This window comes from Paenibacillus plantarum (assembly GCF_013141695.1).
Lineage (GTDB): Bacteria > Bacillota > Bacilli > Paenibacillales > NBRC-103111 > Paenibacillus_E > Paenibacillus_E plantarum.
This window is the reverse complement of record NZ_WHNY01000065.1, coordinates 1-16,789: the sequence shown is the minus strand read 5'-3', so window position 1 is coordinate 16,789 and position 16,789 is coordinate 1. Positions and strand designations below refer to the sequence as shown.

13 protein-coding genes are annotated in these 16,789 nt (G+C 49.5%); all 13 read left to right on the top strand.

Annotated features, from left to right (window positions below; all coding sequences use genetic code 11):
- Window positions 1-52 precede the first annotated feature (52 nt).
- Window positions 53-2,605: a U32 family peptidase gene (locus GC096_RS21940; RefSeq protein ID WP_171633205.1), complete on the top strand. Its 2,553-nt coding sequence runs from the start codon at window positions 53-55 to the stop codon at window positions 2,603-2,605.
- Window positions 2,606-2,638: 33 nt separating this feature from the next.
- A complete protein-coding gene (locus tag GC096_RS21935; RefSeq protein ID WP_171633203.1) occupies window positions 2,639-2,992 on the top strand; it encodes a sensor histidine kinase in 354 nt (117 codons plus the stop codon).
- A gap of 1,054 nt (window positions 2,993-4,046) precedes the next feature.
- Window positions 4,047-5,141 (top strand): ABC transporter ATP-binding protein, encoded by a 1,095-nt coding sequence (locus GC096_RS21930; protein WP_171633202.1) that lies wholly within the window; start codon window positions 4,047-4,049, stop codon window positions 5,139-5,141.
- Window positions 5,134-5,850 (top strand): ABC transporter permease subunit, encoded by a 717-nt coding sequence (locus GC096_RS21925; protein WP_171633200.1) that lies wholly within the window; start codon window positions 5,134-5,136, stop codon window positions 5,848-5,850. The genes GC096_RS21930 and GC096_RS21925 overlap by 8 nt, the downstream gene beginning before the upstream one ends.
- A 5-nt stretch (window positions 5,851-5,855) precedes the next feature.
- Complete coding sequence (locus tag GC096_RS21920; RefSeq protein ID WP_171633198.1) at window positions 5,856-7,244, top strand: GldG family protein; 1,389 nt, start codon at window positions 5,856-5,858, stop codon at window positions 7,242-7,244.
- Window positions 7,241-8,173 (top strand): DUF4340 domain-containing protein, encoded by a 933-nt coding sequence (locus tag GC096_RS21915; protein ID WP_171633196.1) that lies wholly within the window; start codon window positions 7,241-7,243, stop codon window positions 8,171-8,173. The genes GC096_RS21920 and GC096_RS21915 overlap by 4 nt, the downstream gene beginning before the upstream one ends.
- Before the next feature lie 116 nt (window positions 8,174-8,289).
- A complete protein-coding gene (locus tag GC096_RS21910) occupies window positions 8,290-8,514 on the top strand; it encodes a hypothetical protein (RefSeq protein ID WP_171633195.1) in 225 nt (74 codons plus the stop codon).
- Window positions 8,515-8,542: 28 nt separating this feature from the next.
- The gene (locus GC096_RS21905) at window positions 8,543-9,484 is read left to right on the top strand and encodes a spore coat protein (protein WP_171633193.1); all 942 of its coding nucleotides are present in this window, start codon (window positions 8,543-8,545) and stop codon (window positions 9,482-9,484) included.
- A gap of 188 nt (window positions 9,485-9,672) precedes the next feature.
- Window positions 9,673-10,152 carry a DUF6130 family protein gene (locus GC096_RS21900; RefSeq protein ID WP_171633191.1) on the top strand — a complete coding sequence of 160 codons (480 nt, stop codon included), beginning with the start codon at window positions 9,673-9,675 and terminating at the stop codon, window positions 10,150-10,152.
- 177 nt (window positions 10,153-10,329) lie between these two features.
- Complete coding sequence (pcrB, locus tag GC096_RS21895) at window positions 10,330-11,031, top strand: heptaprenylglyceryl phosphate synthase (protein WP_171633189.1); 702 nt, start codon at window positions 10,330-10,332, stop codon at window positions 11,029-11,031.
- Window positions 11,021-13,411 (top strand): DNA helicase PcrA, encoded by a 2,391-nt coding sequence (gene pcrA / locus GC096_RS21890; RefSeq protein WP_171633421.1) that lies wholly within the window; start codon window positions 11,021-11,023, stop codon window positions 13,409-13,411. Before pcrB ends, pcrA begins: the two co-directional genes overlap by 11 nt.
- Window positions 13,412-13,503: 92 nt before the next feature.
- Window positions 13,504-15,525, top strand: coding sequence for an NAD-dependent DNA ligase LigA (gene ligA / locus GC096_RS21885; protein ID WP_171633187.1), 2,022 nt, complete (start codon window positions 13,504-13,506; stop codon window positions 15,523-15,525).
- Between the two features lie 27 nt (window positions 15,526-15,552).
- Window positions 15,553-16,566 carry a DUF1835 domain-containing protein gene (locus tag GC096_RS21880; protein WP_171633186.1) on the top strand — a complete coding sequence of 338 codons (1,014 nt, stop codon included), beginning with the start codon at window positions 15,553-15,555 and terminating at the stop codon, window positions 16,564-16,566.
- The last annotated feature ends 223 nt before the right edge of the window (window positions 16,567-16,789 follow it).

The following is a 16,789-nucleotide window of genomic DNA, read 5'->3' as shown; positions in this document are numbered from 1 at the left end:
AGAAGAAGAGTTTGAGGATTACCGAGGATTGATATTGAAAGGATTTGCTGCCATGCGTACGATACGCAGAGAAGATGTAGAATTATTGGCCCCTGCGGGGGATTGGGATTGTTTGCGAGCGGCTGTAGCCAATGGGGCGGATGCCGTGTTTTTTGGTGTGGAGAAATTCAATGCGAGAGCGAGAGCGCATAACTTTACGATGGCTGAGCTGCCGGATATTATGTCGTTCCTTCATCTATATGGTGTACAGGGTTTCCTAACGTTTAACATTCTCGTATTCGAGGAAGAGTTGAACGATGCCAAACAATTAATTGACGCGTGTGTCGATGCGGGCGTGGACGCGGTAATTGTTCAGGATTTGGGCTTGGTTAAAATGATTCGTGAAATCTCACCCGATTTCCCGATTCACGGTTCAACGCAGATGACGATTACATCGCCAGAAGCGGTTGAGTTTACGAAACCTTTCGATATTGAACGTGTCGTTCTTGGTCGTGAGAATAACCTGAAACAAATTAAACAAATCGGTGATCAAGCGAAACTTCCGATGGAAGTGTTCGTGCATGGTGCCCTTTGTGTGTCCTATTCGGGACAATGCTTAACCTCCGAAATGTGGGGAGGACGTTCGGCTAACCGTGGAGAGTGTGCGCAGGCGTGCCGGTTACCGTATGACTTGATGGTCGATGGCGAACAAAAGCCAATGGGTGACGTTACGTACTTGCTGTCGCCGAAAGATTTGGCGGCGATTGAAATCGTGCCAGAGTTGATCGAAGCGGGTGTTCGTTCTTTCAAAATTGAAGGGCGTCTCAAGACCCCTGAATATGTAGCCAATGTTGTGAGCAAATATCGCAAAGCGATTGATCGTTATTTCGATGGGCTGGACGCTCGTCCGTCCAAAGAGGAAGTGCGTGAGCTGCAGCAGAGCTTCTCACGTGGCTTTACCGTTGGGTTCCTGCAAGGAACCAACAACAAGCAGTTGGTTGACGGCACGTTTCCGAAGAGCCGCGGGGTTTTCGTGGGTCGCATCAAGCAGATCCTGCGTGATGCTGTGATCTGTGAGCTGGAAGCGCCGCTGAAGCGCGGCGATGGTCTTGTCTTCGACGCGGGGGATCCGACGAAGAAGGAAGAGGGCGGGCGCATCTACGATTTGCGCCGCAAGGGAGAGAAACTCGAAGGCGAAGCCGAGGGTGGATTGATCGAAATCGTTATGGGACGCAACGATGTAGAGCTAGGCCGTTTGCACGTTGGCGACCGCATCTGGAAGACGAACGACCCTGCGCTGGACAAACGTCTGCGTCAGACGTTCGAGACGGATAAGCCTTACCGTACATTCCCGGTAAGCGTGAAAGTAACCGGCGTCCTTGGCGAGACGCTGAAGAGCTGGTGGACGGATGTGAAAGGCGGTCACACCGTCTTCGTACAGTCCGAGCTTCCGCTGGTTCAAGCGGAAAAAAGACCCATGGACGAACAGCTCTTCACCGAGCAGTTCGGTCGTCTAGGCGGCACGATTTATGAGCTTGCCGAGCTGGATGTCCAGCTGGACGGCGCTTTGATCGTGCCGATGCGTGAGCTGAACAGCATGCGCCGCATGGCTGTCGAGTTGATGGAAGACGAGCGGCAGAAGCCGCGCACGTACATCAAGCGCGAAGTCGGCGTGTATGACGACGTGCCGGTTGCTGTAACCGAGCATCATGCGGCTGTTACCGCTGTGAATGCACCTGCTTTATCTCAAGCGGATCGTAGTAGCGCCCAGTTGACCGCACTTTGCCGTAGCTTGGATCAGATAAAGGCTGTGCTGGCGACTACGGACGTCAACTTGATTTATGCTGATTTTGAATTTATTAAGCAGTTTCCTGCCGCTGTCGAAGCCGTGCATGCCGCTGGGCGCAAAATTGCCCTCGTGACACCGCGGATTCATATGCCAGGGGAAACGGGCTATTTTAACAATATACTCAAGCTTAAGCCAGATGCGGTTCTGATTCGTAATACAGGCGCAGCGTACTATTTCTTGAAGCATCGCTTAGAGAATCCCGATGCACCACAACCAGAGTTGATTGGTGACTTCTCCTTGAATGTCGCTAACCATAAGGCAGCAGATTTGTTCTTGGCTGCTGGGCTTTCAAAGGTAACACCTTCGTATGACTTGAACATTCAGCAGATGGTCGACTTGCTTCGCCGCGCGGAAACATCCAAGCTCGAAGTTGTTATTCATCAGCATATGCCGATGTTCCACACCGAACACTGCGTGTACTGTACCTTCCTGAGTGAAGGTACGGATTTCACGAACTGTGGTCGTCCATGCGAGGAGAAGCGTGTATCCTTGCAGGACCGTGTCGGGATGTCACATCCCGTGCGTGTTGATGAAGGTTGCCGGAATACCGTGTACAACGCGATAGACCAGTCTGGTGCGGAGTATTTGAACCACTTCATGGATCTCGGTATTCGCTCGTTCCGTGTGGAGTTCTTGGAAGAGACACCGGAGAAAGTAACGGAAATTCTTGACCTGTACCGCCGTGCGATCGATGGTCAAATTAACGGCACACAAGTGTGGCGTTCCCTGAAAGCGACCAATCAATTGGGTGTAACGAAGGGTACTTTGGTGAAATAAATAACTGGAACACGATAGGTATTCGTTTGAGAGGTGAGCACAAGCTCACCTCTTTTCTTATTTCCGGTAGTATCCATTGCTAAACTGACGATTATTACCTTGGTTGAAAATAGTATTTTTTACGGATTACGCAAACGAGCCGTCAATCATATTATCGTAACGGCATCGTCAGTGGAAGATAGGGTCGTCGTGGTTGAGGTTTCTGACAAAGGCCCTGGCATTGATCCAGTGAAACTTGAACATATTCTTGCGGGGAACGTCACGTCATCATCTGAAAAAAGATTAAATAATCTGGGTCTGCGAAACATTCAGGAACGCATTCAGTTATACTTGGGAGTTGAATTTGGACTTCGATTTTACATTGAGCCCTGTGAAGGAAGGCCATAATTGTCATTCTCACTGCCTATGGCGAGTTTGCTTACGCCCAGCAGGCGATTTCTCTAGGAGTTACCATACGTTACTCACCCACTAACCAATCGATCTCCCAACAAACGCTACTCGACAACTAACCAATCGATCTCCCAACAAAAGCTACTCAACTACCACCCAATCGATCTCTCAAGCGGAAGCTACTCAACTACCAGCCAATCGAGTTCCCCAGCAGAAGCTACTCCACCACCACCCAAACGATCTCCCAGCAAAAGCTACTCAACTACTAGCCAATCGAGCTCTCTACCAACGCTACTCAACTACCAGCCAATCGAGCTCCCCAACAAAAGCTACTCTACCACCAGCCAAACGATCTCTCCAGCAGAAGCTACTCAACACACCAGCCAAACGATCTCCCCAGCAGAAGCTACTAAACACACCAGCCAATCGATCTCCCCAGCAGAAGCTACTCAACTACCAGCCAATCGATCTCCCCAGCAGAAGCTACTCAACTACCAGCCAATCGATCTCCCCCAGCAGAAGCTACTCAACTTCCAATCAATCGATCTCCTCAGCAAAGGCTACTCCACCACCACCTATTCGATCTCCCAAGCAAAAGCTACTCAACTCCCACCCAATCGAGCTCCCAACCAATAGCCACTCCACCACCAACTCATCGCCCGCCCCATGCCAACGCTCCCCGCACCTTTTAACTGGAAAACCTCCATCTAAATTATCGACTTCTAAGCGAATTTAATATTTAACTGGAAATTATCCAGCTAATTTTGACCATACCACCACATTTTCGCCCTACAGCCAAGAATAGCTGTACCTTTTCCAGTTATTTCGGAAAAAACAGAGAAACAGACGGAATTACCTACATATTTTCCATTTAAATCGTATATCCGACATAATGCGCACTAGCCGAACACATCTAAACAAAAATCTCCTCTCGTTCACAAATCGGACACATTTTTTTAATCTATTTTTCAGATTTGCTTAAGGTTGGTTTATGTTTCCACCCGTATAGTGATGATGAATAATACGAACGCATAGAAATGGGGGATCTTGGATGCTAGAGGTCAAACAAGTCAGCAAGCTGTACGGAAATGATCGCGGCGTGCATAACATCGACTTCTCGATGCAGCGCGGTGAAATCGTCGGCTTCTTAGGGCCGAATGGTGCTGGCAAAACAACGACGATGCGCATGATTACAGGTTACCTGAATCCGACGCATGGTCAAATATGGGTGGACGGTCACTCCATGGCCGAGAACCCGAAGAAGGCGCGCCGCAAGATCGGATACTTGCCTGAAACACCGCCCCTGTACCCCGAGATGACGGTACAGTCTTACCTGCGCTTCATCGCCAACCTGCGCGATGTGCCTGCGCGCGAGCAAAAACTGCGTGTCGGCGAAGCCATCGACAAGCTCGGACTGCAAGGTCGCGAGAAGCAAATCATTCGCTCCCTCTCCAAGGGCTACAAGCAGCGCCTCGGACTCGCGCAAGCGATCCTGCACCAACCGGATCTGCTGATTCTGGACGAGCCCACGTCGGGCCTCGATCCGAAGCAGATCATCGAGATCCGCCAGCTCATCCACGAGCTGGGCGAGAATCACACCGTGCTGCTGAGCACGCACATTTTGCCTGAAATTAACGCGATTTGTAATCGCGTTCTCATCATCAACCAAGGCCGCGTCGTTCTCGACGAGCGCCCCGAGCATCTCGGCCGCACGATGGGCGAGACGTTCGAAGTGTCGCTCGAGGTCAAGGGACCTCGCGAGCGGATCTTGAACGAGCTGCGCAGCCTGCCTTCCATCGGCGAAGTGAAAGAAGTCGACGCACCGGAAGCGGGCGCAGCAGCACCAACGGTGTCTGCCCTAGAATCTTTGGAAGCTTTGGAACCTGTGGAGTCCGCTACAGACGAAGCAACCGATGTTCCGGCAGCTGCTCTGTCATCTGCACCAGTCGAGTCCGTCAAACTCCTCGTCACCTCCGCAGATCGCGCAGAAGACATCCGCGAAGCGGTATTCTTCCGACTCGCAAGCGCAGGACTGCCGATTCTAGCGATGAAGCGAGAAAGCCTCAGCTTAGAGGATATCTTCCTCAAGCTGACGACGGACGAGCCAGCCGACACATCCAAAGAGGAGGGTGACACCGATGCGTAGAATCTGGGCCATTTGCTCCAAAGAGCTGCAAATGTATTTCTTCTCGCCAGTTGCGTATGTGGCGTTTGCCTTCTATGTGCTGTTGTCGAGCTTCTTCTTTTATATCAATTTCGTAGCGGGACAGCCGCCAATCGTGGATGCGCGCTCCATCGTGGGCAATACCACATTCATCTACCTGTTCATCATCCCACTACTAACGATGCGTCTTGTTGCGGATGAGTTTCGTCAGGGTACGGATGAGTTGCTCCTGACATCACCTGCGGGTATTAGCGAAATCGTGCTGGGTAAATATTTATCCGCGCTAATCGTGCAAGTCGGCCTAGTGGCGATCTCTCTCGTGTATCCGCTCATCATGTCTTCCTTCGGTACATTAGATATGCCTGTTACATGGTTGTCGTACCTGAGCATGTTCCTGCTTGGCTGTGCGATGATGGCGATCGGATTGTTCGCATCCAGTCTGTCGAATAACCAGATGGTCGCGGGGATCACCGGCTTCGTTATTCTGCTCTTGCTATGGTTATTAGATTGGGTCAGCAGCACGATGACGGGTAAATTAAAGGATTACGTAGGTCAATTCTCATTGACCAGTCATTTGAACAACCTGCAAAAAGGCGTCTTCCATGGCGGCGACATCCTCTTTTACATCACATTAACAGCCGTGTTCCTGGTTCTTTGTATACAAGTCCTTGAAAGAAAGCGTTGGAGGTGAGCGGAATGAATAAGTGGATACGGGGAACTAATGCGACGGTTCTATCAATCGCGGTTATCGGCATTTTCATTATTCTGACAATCTTCCTTCACTCGCTTAAGGGCTTCCAGGTCGATTTGACGAAAAATAAAAATTTCACGCTCTCAGAGCAAACAACCGCTGCACTCAAAAATCTTAATCAAGATATTCACGTCATCGCTTTCACGAACAGCGGAGATGGCAATGATTTTGTGACGCGCCAAGTCACGGATATGGTAGCTGAGTACAAAAAGCAAAGCAGTAAAATTACCTACGATGAGTACGATATGCTGAAGCAGCCTTCGATGGCGAAGCAGTATGGGGTGGACCAAGGCGGAACGATTATTTTTGAAATAGGAACCAAAAAGCAAAACATCAACTTCTATGAACTGTTCGTGGGGCAACAGGATGGTTCCTACACCTTCTCAGGTGAAGAGAAGTTTACACAAGCGATTCAAAGCCTGACATCCACAGAGAAACATACGGTCTACTTACTGTCAGGTCATCAAGAGTATCCGGCATCTGCTATGAGTATTTTTAAAAGCAGCCTGGCTGCTGCCAACTATGACGTGAAAGATCTGAATCTTTACGTGGAAGGCAAAATCCCGGATGATGCCCAAATGCTCATGCTCCTTGGACCGACCAACGATTTGAACGACAAAGAAGCAGAGCTCATTCAGACCTATTTGAAGGGTAAAGGTAAAATCTATATCGCACTGGGCTTCAACAAGGATATGACGACGAAGTGGAAAAACATTGATGCTATCATGAAAACCTACGGTGTTCAGGATCAGCACGCGATTGCGATTGAAACGAAACAAACGTCGTTGTATGACCCGTTAACAATCATTCCAGAGTACGGTTCACACGATATTACGAACAAATTATCCAGCAATAATCTGATTACCATGCTCTCCTTGGCCGTTAGCTTGAATGCGGATGATAGTGCACCGGATTACACGAAATCTCTGTTGTTGACGACAACGGACAAAGCATACGGTGAAACCGACATTAACCTGCTGGCACAGAACAAGACGAAGCAGGATGCGACAGATGTCAAAGGACCGCTTAACTTGGGTTACGCCATCTCGGACAAAGATAACAAGCCTAAGGCCGTTATTCTTGGTGGTTCTACATTCGTGCTAGATGAAGATATTCAGAATCAGGGTAATAAGGATTTTGCTCTGAACAGTATTGGCTGGCTGCAGGAGCAGAAGGATCAAATTACGATCCGACCGCGTCAAGGTGATGCGTATCAACAGGCGATGATTACGCCTAGCCAAGCGAATACGATTTTCCTCATTACCATCGTGTTCTTACCACTCTTGTTCCTTGTCATTGGCGGCTTAATCTGGTGGAGGAGGAGAAGAGGATGAAACGGTTTATTCCAACCATTCTGTTAGTCGTCATTTGCATCGGTGGTTTCTGGTACGCCTCAAGCAAAGACTTCTTCCAAGAGAAGAAAGATGAACCCAAGTCCCTTCTAACCCTGAAACAAGAAGATGTGCAGGCTGTCTCGGTTTCCTCAGAGGGCGGGTTGACAGCACTCAATCGTACGGCCAATGGTTGGGATATGCAAAAGCCGCAAGCGGCGCCAACGAATGCGAACCAAGTCGACGCTTGGCTCGATGCTTTAGGCCTGGTGACATCGACTAAGCTGGTGGAGGATCAAGCAACGAATTTAGTCGAATACGGCTTGGATAAGCCGGTTGGCACCTATGAAGTTACAATGAAGGACGGTTCCAAGAAAGGCTTGCTCGTAGGGACTGCACTTCCGATCGAAGGCTTCTCTTACGTGCAGGTGGAAGGCTCATCTGCTGTGTATCAAGTCAGTGATCAATCGTTGACATCGCTGAACAAAACGCCGGTCGACTTTGCCGACACAAGCCCGATTCATCAGGAGAACGACAAGGTGCAAAGTGTCAAGTTGACGTGGAAGGGCCAATCATGGACCCTTTCTAAGACAGACAAAGATAAAGTCGCTGCGGATGCAGGCTGGAAGCTTGGAGATAAAGAGATGAAAGGCACGGAAGCGAGTCCGCTGCTGGATCAGCTCATCTTCTTGCATGGCAGTGAACTTCCGCAAGCGGCAGCTCAGAAGCCGACAACCGGTGGAGAGCTTAAGTTGGAGATAGCTATGACGGTGGACGGGAAAGATGTTACCGACGTTTATGAAGGTAAATTGAGCGGAGAACAAGTTTGGCTAGCTAAACAGGGTGGGCAGTGGGCCTACGCATTGGCAGCCGAGGATATTCAAAGTTTAGCAGATGCTTATGCGGGCAAGACCGCTCAGCCTGCTTCCTAACGAGAAAACTGCTTCCTACAGGGATTTAAACTGTGGCGAAGCAGTTTTTTTGTTCATCCGACATAAAACGGCATTTTTTGGGAAAAATAAAAGAGAGGAAAGGAGGTCACATGCACATGTACAACACACAAGAGAATCAAGCTATTTCTGGTAAAGAACTTTCGTATCTAACGGATACATTCAAGAATGAAGAATTGTTAGCAAAGCTTTGTGTACAAGGCGCGGTGAACAGCCAAAGTCAGTCCTTGAAACAAGCCCTGTCTCACCTATCTCAAGAACGTTTGCAAAATATGAGTATCCTAATCAATGCCCTGCAACAACAATCCGGCATGACCCACTAATTCGAACCCACAAGGAGGTGCAAGACGCATGTATCAGCAAAATTCTCAACAACAGCACCAACAACAGCAAGTCGACCTAGAAGATTTAGATTTTGCCAACTTCGTTCTGTCTGAATTGAAGCGCAGTGCGCGTGAATACACAACGGCTGCCTTGGAAGCTGCTAATCCTGGCATTCGACAGACCTTTGAAACTTTATTGCAGAAAACATTAGATGACCAAGCGCTTGTTTTTCAAGAAATTCAGAGCCTTGGCGGTTATCAGATTCAACAGGCTGAGCAGCAGATGATTGAGCAAGAGCTTCAGAAGCAGAGTCAGACAGCATTACAAGTGCAATCCATCGTCCAGCAGCATGTTAGCAGAGCTGCTTCAACAAGCTTTGCCCAGCAAGATCGGAGTTCCGAATCAGCTACACAGTCGCAGCAACAGCATCAGCCGCAAATTCAAACTCAATCTCAATCACAGCAGCACCAATCGTACCAAACGCAGTCTCACCAATCCGAACAGTCATACCAACAAAGACAGCCATACAGTCAGCAACAAGGACAACCAAATCAAGGGCAGAATCAAGTTGCGGCACTGCACCAAGCACCAACGCCAACGGCAGCACCTGCACCTTCGTTCCAGCCAGTGAATTATGCTAACCAGTATCCGAATGCGGTGTACAACAATCAACAAGGTCGAGGCCAAGGATACACACCTAGTCAGTCTCAGCAACAGTCCTCTTCTTATAACCAAACTCCAACAAGGAGCTACCAAGATCAGAGTCATGATGCATCGAGCTATGGTCGTGGGCCTCAGGGATATGCAGCTTCTTCCAACCAAGCAAATGAGCATACTGGCATAACGGGGACAGGCAGAGGTGCGCAAGCCCGTATTGTTTCCCGTTCACAGCAGGGCGTAACATCGCCTGGTTCCGAAGGGAACTCCTACATGAATAGGTCACAAGAAGGTAATAAATATAACTTCTAAGCAAGTGTAATCACATGTTTAGATCGTTTCCAGACATTCAGACATCCTGGCCTCCATTGGCAGGGTGTCTTTTTGCTTCTTCCTCTAATTTGTCCCACTATTTTTCTAATTCAGGAATGAGTACGGCTTGGCACACATATATAAGGAACATAGGATGTCCAAACTTAGGGAAAAGGGAGCTTAAGCTGATGAAAAAAACATGGGTATATGGTGCGGCTACTTTAGTGGTATTGGGAGCATTAACGACAGCATGCGGTTCCAAAGATGAGGTCATCCCGTCCGTAGCAACAGGGACGAAGGATGCGGGTACTGCGACAACGGTCCAAGTGAAGACGGAGACAGGAACTGGAACAGGAACGAAAGCGGCAACGACAAGTGCAAAGCCTGCGATTGATGCCAGCTACAAGGTAGACGGGAAGAATGTCACGATTACGTACCAAACGTCCAATTTTAAATTATCGGAAGAAGACATGAATAAAGCCAATGTACTAGGAGAAGGACATCTCCACCTGTATGTGGATGGCAAGCAGAAGGCGATGATCGGGAAGACAGGCCCACTGACGCTCACGAATTTAACAACAGGCGCCCACGAAATTAAACTTGAGCTTCAGCAAAATGATCACAAAGAAATCAATGTGGAGAAAATTCTCAACATCGTCGTAAAATAACGAACATTTGTGCGTATTCGGGCGCAAATGTAGCTTCCACGAAGATCGGATACGTTCAGTTGCATATTCCTCCAAAAGACGGGCGATTAGCCCGTCTTTTGTCATTTGACACGTCCCTATGCGTAGCATAGACTGTTGATAGTATGGCAGAACTGCCGCCTAATCGGAGGGAAAGAGTTGATCGTCGATATACGCAAGTGGAAGCATGTTTTTAAGCTCGACCCGGATCGGGAGATCTCAGACGAGGCGCTGGATCGGCTCTGTTTATCCGGTACAGATGCAATTCTCGTAGGAGGATCTTCCGGAGTGACGTTCGATAACACGGTAGATCTTTTATCGCGAATCCGCCAATATGAGGTTCCTGTTGCCTTAGAGATTTCGAATCAGGAAGCAATTGTACCTGGGTTTGACCTTTTTCTAATACCCGTAGTGCTGAATGCAGATGATCCGAAATGGATCGTTGGGCAACATCATGAGGCGCTTAAGGAATACGGCGCATTATTGAATTGGGATGAGATCGTAGCCGAAGGCTACATTATATTGAATAAAGAAGCGACGGCAGCCCAGCTGACCTCAGCGCGTACCGACTTGGATGCGAAGGACGTAGCAGCTTATGCGCGTATGGCGGACAAGCTTTTTCACATGTCGATTGTGTATTTGGAATACAGCGGCACCTTCGGAGATATGGAGCTCGTCCGTCGGACGCGGCAGGTGCTCGAGAATGCCCGTTTATTGTATGGTGGCGGGATCGACTCCCTAGAGAAAGCGCAACTAGCAGCCGAAGCGGCAGATACAATTGTGGTCGGCAACATTATATATAGTGACTTGGAGCAGGCGCTCCAGACCGTGCATGCGAACTTTGATAGAAATGGAAGGTAACTCTAACGTGAATGAAACTGTCAATATTTTAGAAGCAGTCAAAAAGTTAAACCCCCAGCAGCGCAAAGCTGTAGAAGCCGTAGACGGTCCACTATTAATTATGGCTGGAGCGGGAAGCGGTAAGACGCGCGTGCTTACGCATCGAATCGCATACCTCATTGGTACGCGCAAAGCGGCACCGTGGAACATTCTAGCGCTAACCTTTACGAACAAAGCAGCACGTGAGATGCAAGATCGCGTTAGTAAACTGGTGGGTGGTAGTGGAAGTGATATTTGGGTCTCCACGTTTCACTCGATGTGTGTGCGTATGTTGCGCAAGGACATCAATCGGATCGGTTTTTCCTCGAACTTTACGATATTAGATTCAGGTGACCAACTGTCGGTTATCAAAACCTGCTGCAAAGAGCTCAATATTGATACGAAGAAACACGAACCCAAAACATTCCAAGCGGCCATCTCCACAGCCAAAAACGAACTTATCTCTCCTAAACAATTTGAAGACAAAATCGGTGACTACTTCGAAGGGCTGACCTCGAAAATTTATACCCTTTACCAGAAGAAGCTAAGAGCTAATAACTCCTTAGATTTCGATGATTTGATTATGGCGACGATTCATTTGTTCAAAGAAGTTCCAGAGGTGCTGGAGTTTTATCAAAACAAATTTCAATATATCCATGTCGATGAGTATCAGGATACGAACAGAGCGCAATATATGCTATGTCAAATGATCGCGTCCAAACATAAACGCATTTGCGTTGTGGGGGATAGTGACCAGTCCATCTACCGTTGGCGTGGAGCGGATATTAGCAATATCCTTAATTTTGAACAGGATTACCCTGATGCAACGGCTATTCTGTTGGAACAGAACTATCGTTCAACGTCGAATATTTTGCAAGCTGCGAATAAAGTTATTGCGAACAACACAGGTCGTAAGCCGAAAAACCTTTGGACGGATAAAGAGGGCGGCGTACCGATTAAGCTGTATCAAGCCGATACCGAGTATGAAGAGGGTTACTTCGTTACGAATGAAATCAATAAGAATAAATCGAACGGGAAGAGCTTCGGCCATCACGCAATCTTGTATCGTACGAACGCTCAGTCCCGGGTCATCGAGGAAATTCTAATTAAATCGGATATCGCCTACACCATCGTCGGCGGGGTCAAGTTCTATGATCGGAAAGAGATTAAGGATATTTTGGCCTACTTAAGATTGATCTCCAATCCGAACGATGATATTTCCTTGAATCGAATCGTAAACGTGCCGAAAAGGGGCGTTGGCGGTACGACGTTGGATAAAGTGGCGGAAATGGCTGGACGTAGAGGGATTTCTCTATTTGCCATGTTGGAGGAAGTTGATTCTCTAGAGATCAACACGAAGGCCAAGCACGCCCTCGCGGATTTCCGAGAAATGGTTGATAACCTCAATCGCATGGTGGATTACCTGTCCGTAACCGAGCTTACTGAGAAAATCCTTGAAATGTCTCAGTACCGTTTAGAAATGCAACGCGAGAACACCATCGAATCCAAGGCTCGTCTCGAAAATATTGAAGAGTTCCTGTCCGTGACCATGGACTTTGAGAAGCGCAATGAGGATAAATCGCTCATTTCCTTCCTTACCGACCTAGCGTTGATCGCGGATATCGATACACTAGATAAAGACAAGCCCGAAGAAGAGCAGGACGCTGTCGTCCTCATGACGATGCACAGCGCCAAAGGACTCGAGTTCCCGGTTGTATTCATCATCGGGATGGAAGAAGGCGTCTTCCCGCACAGCCGTGCGTTCGCCGACAACGAAGAGCTTGAAGAGGAGCGCCGTCTGGCCTATGTAGGCATTACGCGCGCCGAGCAAGAGCTGTTCCTCACGTGCGCGCGCATGCGCACGCTCTTCGGCCGTACCGCCGCGAACGCGCCGTCGCGATTCCTTCAGGAGATTCCGAAGGAACTCCTGGAGAGCGTCTCCGCTGGCGGATCCAGCGGCGGCTTCTCCCGAGGCGGCCGTTCCGGCGGCACCTCGTCCTGGGGCAGCGGCGGCAGCGCCGCTGCATCGAGCCGTGGTGGCAGCACCACCGGCTCGTCTACCTGGGGCACACCGTCCTCCTTCGGGGGACGGCCTAGCACTGGCATTGCCGCTGGCGCGACTGCTGCGCCAAGCCCTGCGGCCGCGCCGAGACCGGCCGCGTTCCGGGCTCCGCAGCCTGCCGCAGGCGGCGGGGTGACGGACTACAAAGCCAGCGACCGCGTGTCGCATGGCAAGTGGGGCGTCGGCACCGTCGTGTCCGTGAAGGGCTCGGGTGATGACACCGAGCTGCAGATTGCTTTCCCGGCGCCTGTTGGCTTGAAGCGCCTGCTCGCGAAGTTCGCTCCGATCACGAAAGTGTAGGAGCGCTCTGCCTTGCTCTGCTCTGCCCTGTCCTGCCCTGCCCTGTCTTACCCTTGTCACACCCATATTCCCATTGAGAGAGGAAGTCCGCCATGACCGATAAACTCGCGGCAATGAAAACCCTCATCCAAGAAATCAACAAGCATAACCATAATTACTATACGTTGGATCAACCTACGATTTCTGACGCAGAATGGGATGCTCTTTACGATAAATTGTCCACGCTGGAGCAGGAGACAGGGGTTACCCTGCCTGCTTCCCCTACCCATCGGGTAGGCGGGGATCTGCTTAAAGGCTTTGAACCGCACCGCCATCTAGCCCGTCTTTGGAGCTTGGATAAGGCTCAAAACGCTACCGATTTGGCAACGTGGCATACACGTGTACTTAAGCTGATTGCGGATTACAATAGCAAGAACCCTGATACGCCTCTGCCAGACCCGACTTACGTGGTCGAGCTGAAGTTTGATGGGCTAACGCTAAACCTTACGTATGATCAAGGTCAGCTGGTACAAGCCTCCACGCGAGGGAACGGTACCGTTGGCGAGGGCATATTGGCCCAAGTCAAAACGATCAAATCGATCCCGCTGGAGATTCCTTATGATCAAGGGACGATTGAAGTGCAAGGCGAGGGCGTCATGTTCCTGTCTGTCCTTGAAACTTACAATCAGACGGCCGCAGAGCCGCTCAAAAACGCTCGCAATGCCGCAGCAGGTGCCCTGCGTAATCAGAACCCTAAGTTAACCGCAGAGCGTAAACTGAACGCTTTCTTCTATAATGTGGGCTACTCGAGTGACCTTCAATTTGAAGATCATGCGGAGATGGTTCAGTTCTTGCGGGATAACCTGTTCAAAATCAGTAACCGCACGCGGTACTTCTCCACCATCGAAGAGGTAAGTAGCGAGCTCGAACGCATCGCTGAGGAGAGGTCCAGCTTTGACTTCCTCATTGATGGAAGCGTCGTGAAGCTGACGGATATGCGCACGCGAGAGGTATTCGGCTATACGGATAAATTCCCGCGTTGGGCGATTGCTTACAAGTTTGAAGCCGAAGAGGCGACGACCATCTTGCAAAGTGTATCTTGGGAAGTTGGGCGCACGGGTAAAATCACACCACTAGCCCGAGTTGAGGCTGTTGACCTCGCAGGCGTGACGGTGCAGAACTGTACGCTCAACAACGTTGGCGACATTGAGCGCAAAAACCTCAAACATGCCCTCGGCAGCCTCGTCTACATTCGCCGTTCGAATGACGTCATTCCAGAGATTCTCGGTAAGGTCACCGAGGAGAATGACGGCGAGGAGATCGTCGCTCCGACGCATTGCCCGTCCTGCGGCAGTGAGCTGGAGATGCGCGGTGCGCACCTCTTCTGTCTCAACCGACTCGGTTGCAGTCCGCAGCTCGTGGGCCGGATGGCGCATTTTGCTTCGCGCGATGCGATGGATATTGAATTTTTCAGCGAGATGACCGCTTCACAGCTGCATCAAGAGCTGGATGTCCGTGATCCTGCGGATCTGTACACCTTGCAATTCGACGATCTCGTAAAGCTCGATCGCTTTGGTGAGAAGAAGGCGCGTAACCTTCTCGGCGCCCTCGATAAGAGCAAGTCCCGCGATCTCGCGTCTTTCCTGTATGCACTGGGCATCCCGAACTCGGGCAAAACCACTACGAAAGTGCTGGCCGATCACTATCGCAGCCTTTCGCGCATCATGGAAGCAACGACAGAGGAGCTTATCTCGCTTCCAGACGTGGGTGGTATCGTAGCGGAGAGCATTCACTCGTTCTTCCGTGACCCTGTGATGGTATCCAGCATTGAGCGGATGTTAGCCGCAGGTGTGAGCCCCGTTGCAGAGGAAGCCCCGGTCATCGTGGCCAGCGAAGATAACCCGTTCTTCGGCAAAACAATCGTCCTCACAGGAACACTTTCCTCGATGGGACGGGACGAGTGTGCGAAGAAGCTCGAAGCTAGAGGTGCTAAGATCACTGGCAGTGTCTCCAAAAAGACCGACATCGTGATCGCAGGCGAGAGCGCAGGAAGTAAGCTAACGAAAGCGCAAGAGCTGGGTATCCGAATCATTGAAGATGAGCAGGAGCTACTGCAACTGTTAGGCGAAGCTTAATCTATATAGAAGAGAGGTGACAGCGCCATGCCTATAACGACCTTACATATTGTCAACGGAGACGCATTCGGCGATAAGCTGCGAGCATCCGGTATCCATGGTGAGATTTTGGTGTGGCGCGAGTCACTTTATGAGGGACCTATTGGCATGCAGATGTCTGATAGTGCCCTTATCTCTATGAGAGCAACTTATATGAATGACCGTTACGGCATTCCCGAGGACACTTTCAAGTCTCAGACCATACAGCAGGAAGCGAAGCTAGATACCTTAACGGATGAAGTGGATGAGGTTGTCCTATGGTTTGAACATGATTTATATGATCAATTGATGCTGTGTTATCTGCTTTCAAGAATCGATGACTCACCTGGCCGTTCCTTTGAACTGTCGTTGATCTGCATTGACAGATTCCCTAGCGTAGACCCTTTCTATGGTTTGGGGCAATTAACCGTAGATCAAATTCTACAGCTGCATGGCACTTGGTTGCCTGTGAGCGATGACCAGCAATCCCTTGCCAGCAAGGTCTGGACAGCCTATTCGGCTTCCGAGCCTTTGCCTATGGAGGCTTTATTAGAAGAAGATCTCTCAGCACTCCCTTTTCTTAAAAAGGCCCTAGAGACCCATACAGCCCGTTTTCCTTCTATGCAAAATGGTTTGACTGCCATTCAGCAGCTGACGCTTGAGCTGTTAGTGGATGACGAGGTGTCCGTCTTGTCCTTATTTCAAAACATATCTGAGCAAGCCGTCCGCTATGGCTTAGGTGATTTGCAATTCTATGGCATCCTGAATGGGCTTTGGCATTGCGAGCATCCCCTTATCCAAGTCCTTGGTGGTGATAGGCTGCCAAAGTACAATGAAGCATGGCCGCCGCATTTTGAAAATTACAGAGTAAAGATGACAGATATGGGTAAACTTATTCTTACGTGTAAACAGGATCATATCTTTCTGAACGGGATCGATGAATGGATCGGTGGCGTTCATTTGCTTGGCATGAAGGATGTTTGGCGCCGAAATGCAGTAACTACAGGCTTTACCAAGCTGTAAGATAATGTATTTAAAAAGATACTTGCATTTCATTTTGAAACCTGATAATATATGTTCTTGTCACCGCAAGAGCGACACATTAACGCTTTAAACGGTAACGCAATAAAGCTCTTTGAAAACTGAACAAATGAATGAAGCATATCAGCAAATTCAGTCACGTAAGTGACTACAATTGAGATTGCAAAATCTCGCTAGCAAGTCAATGAGCATTTCAGCTTTTCTA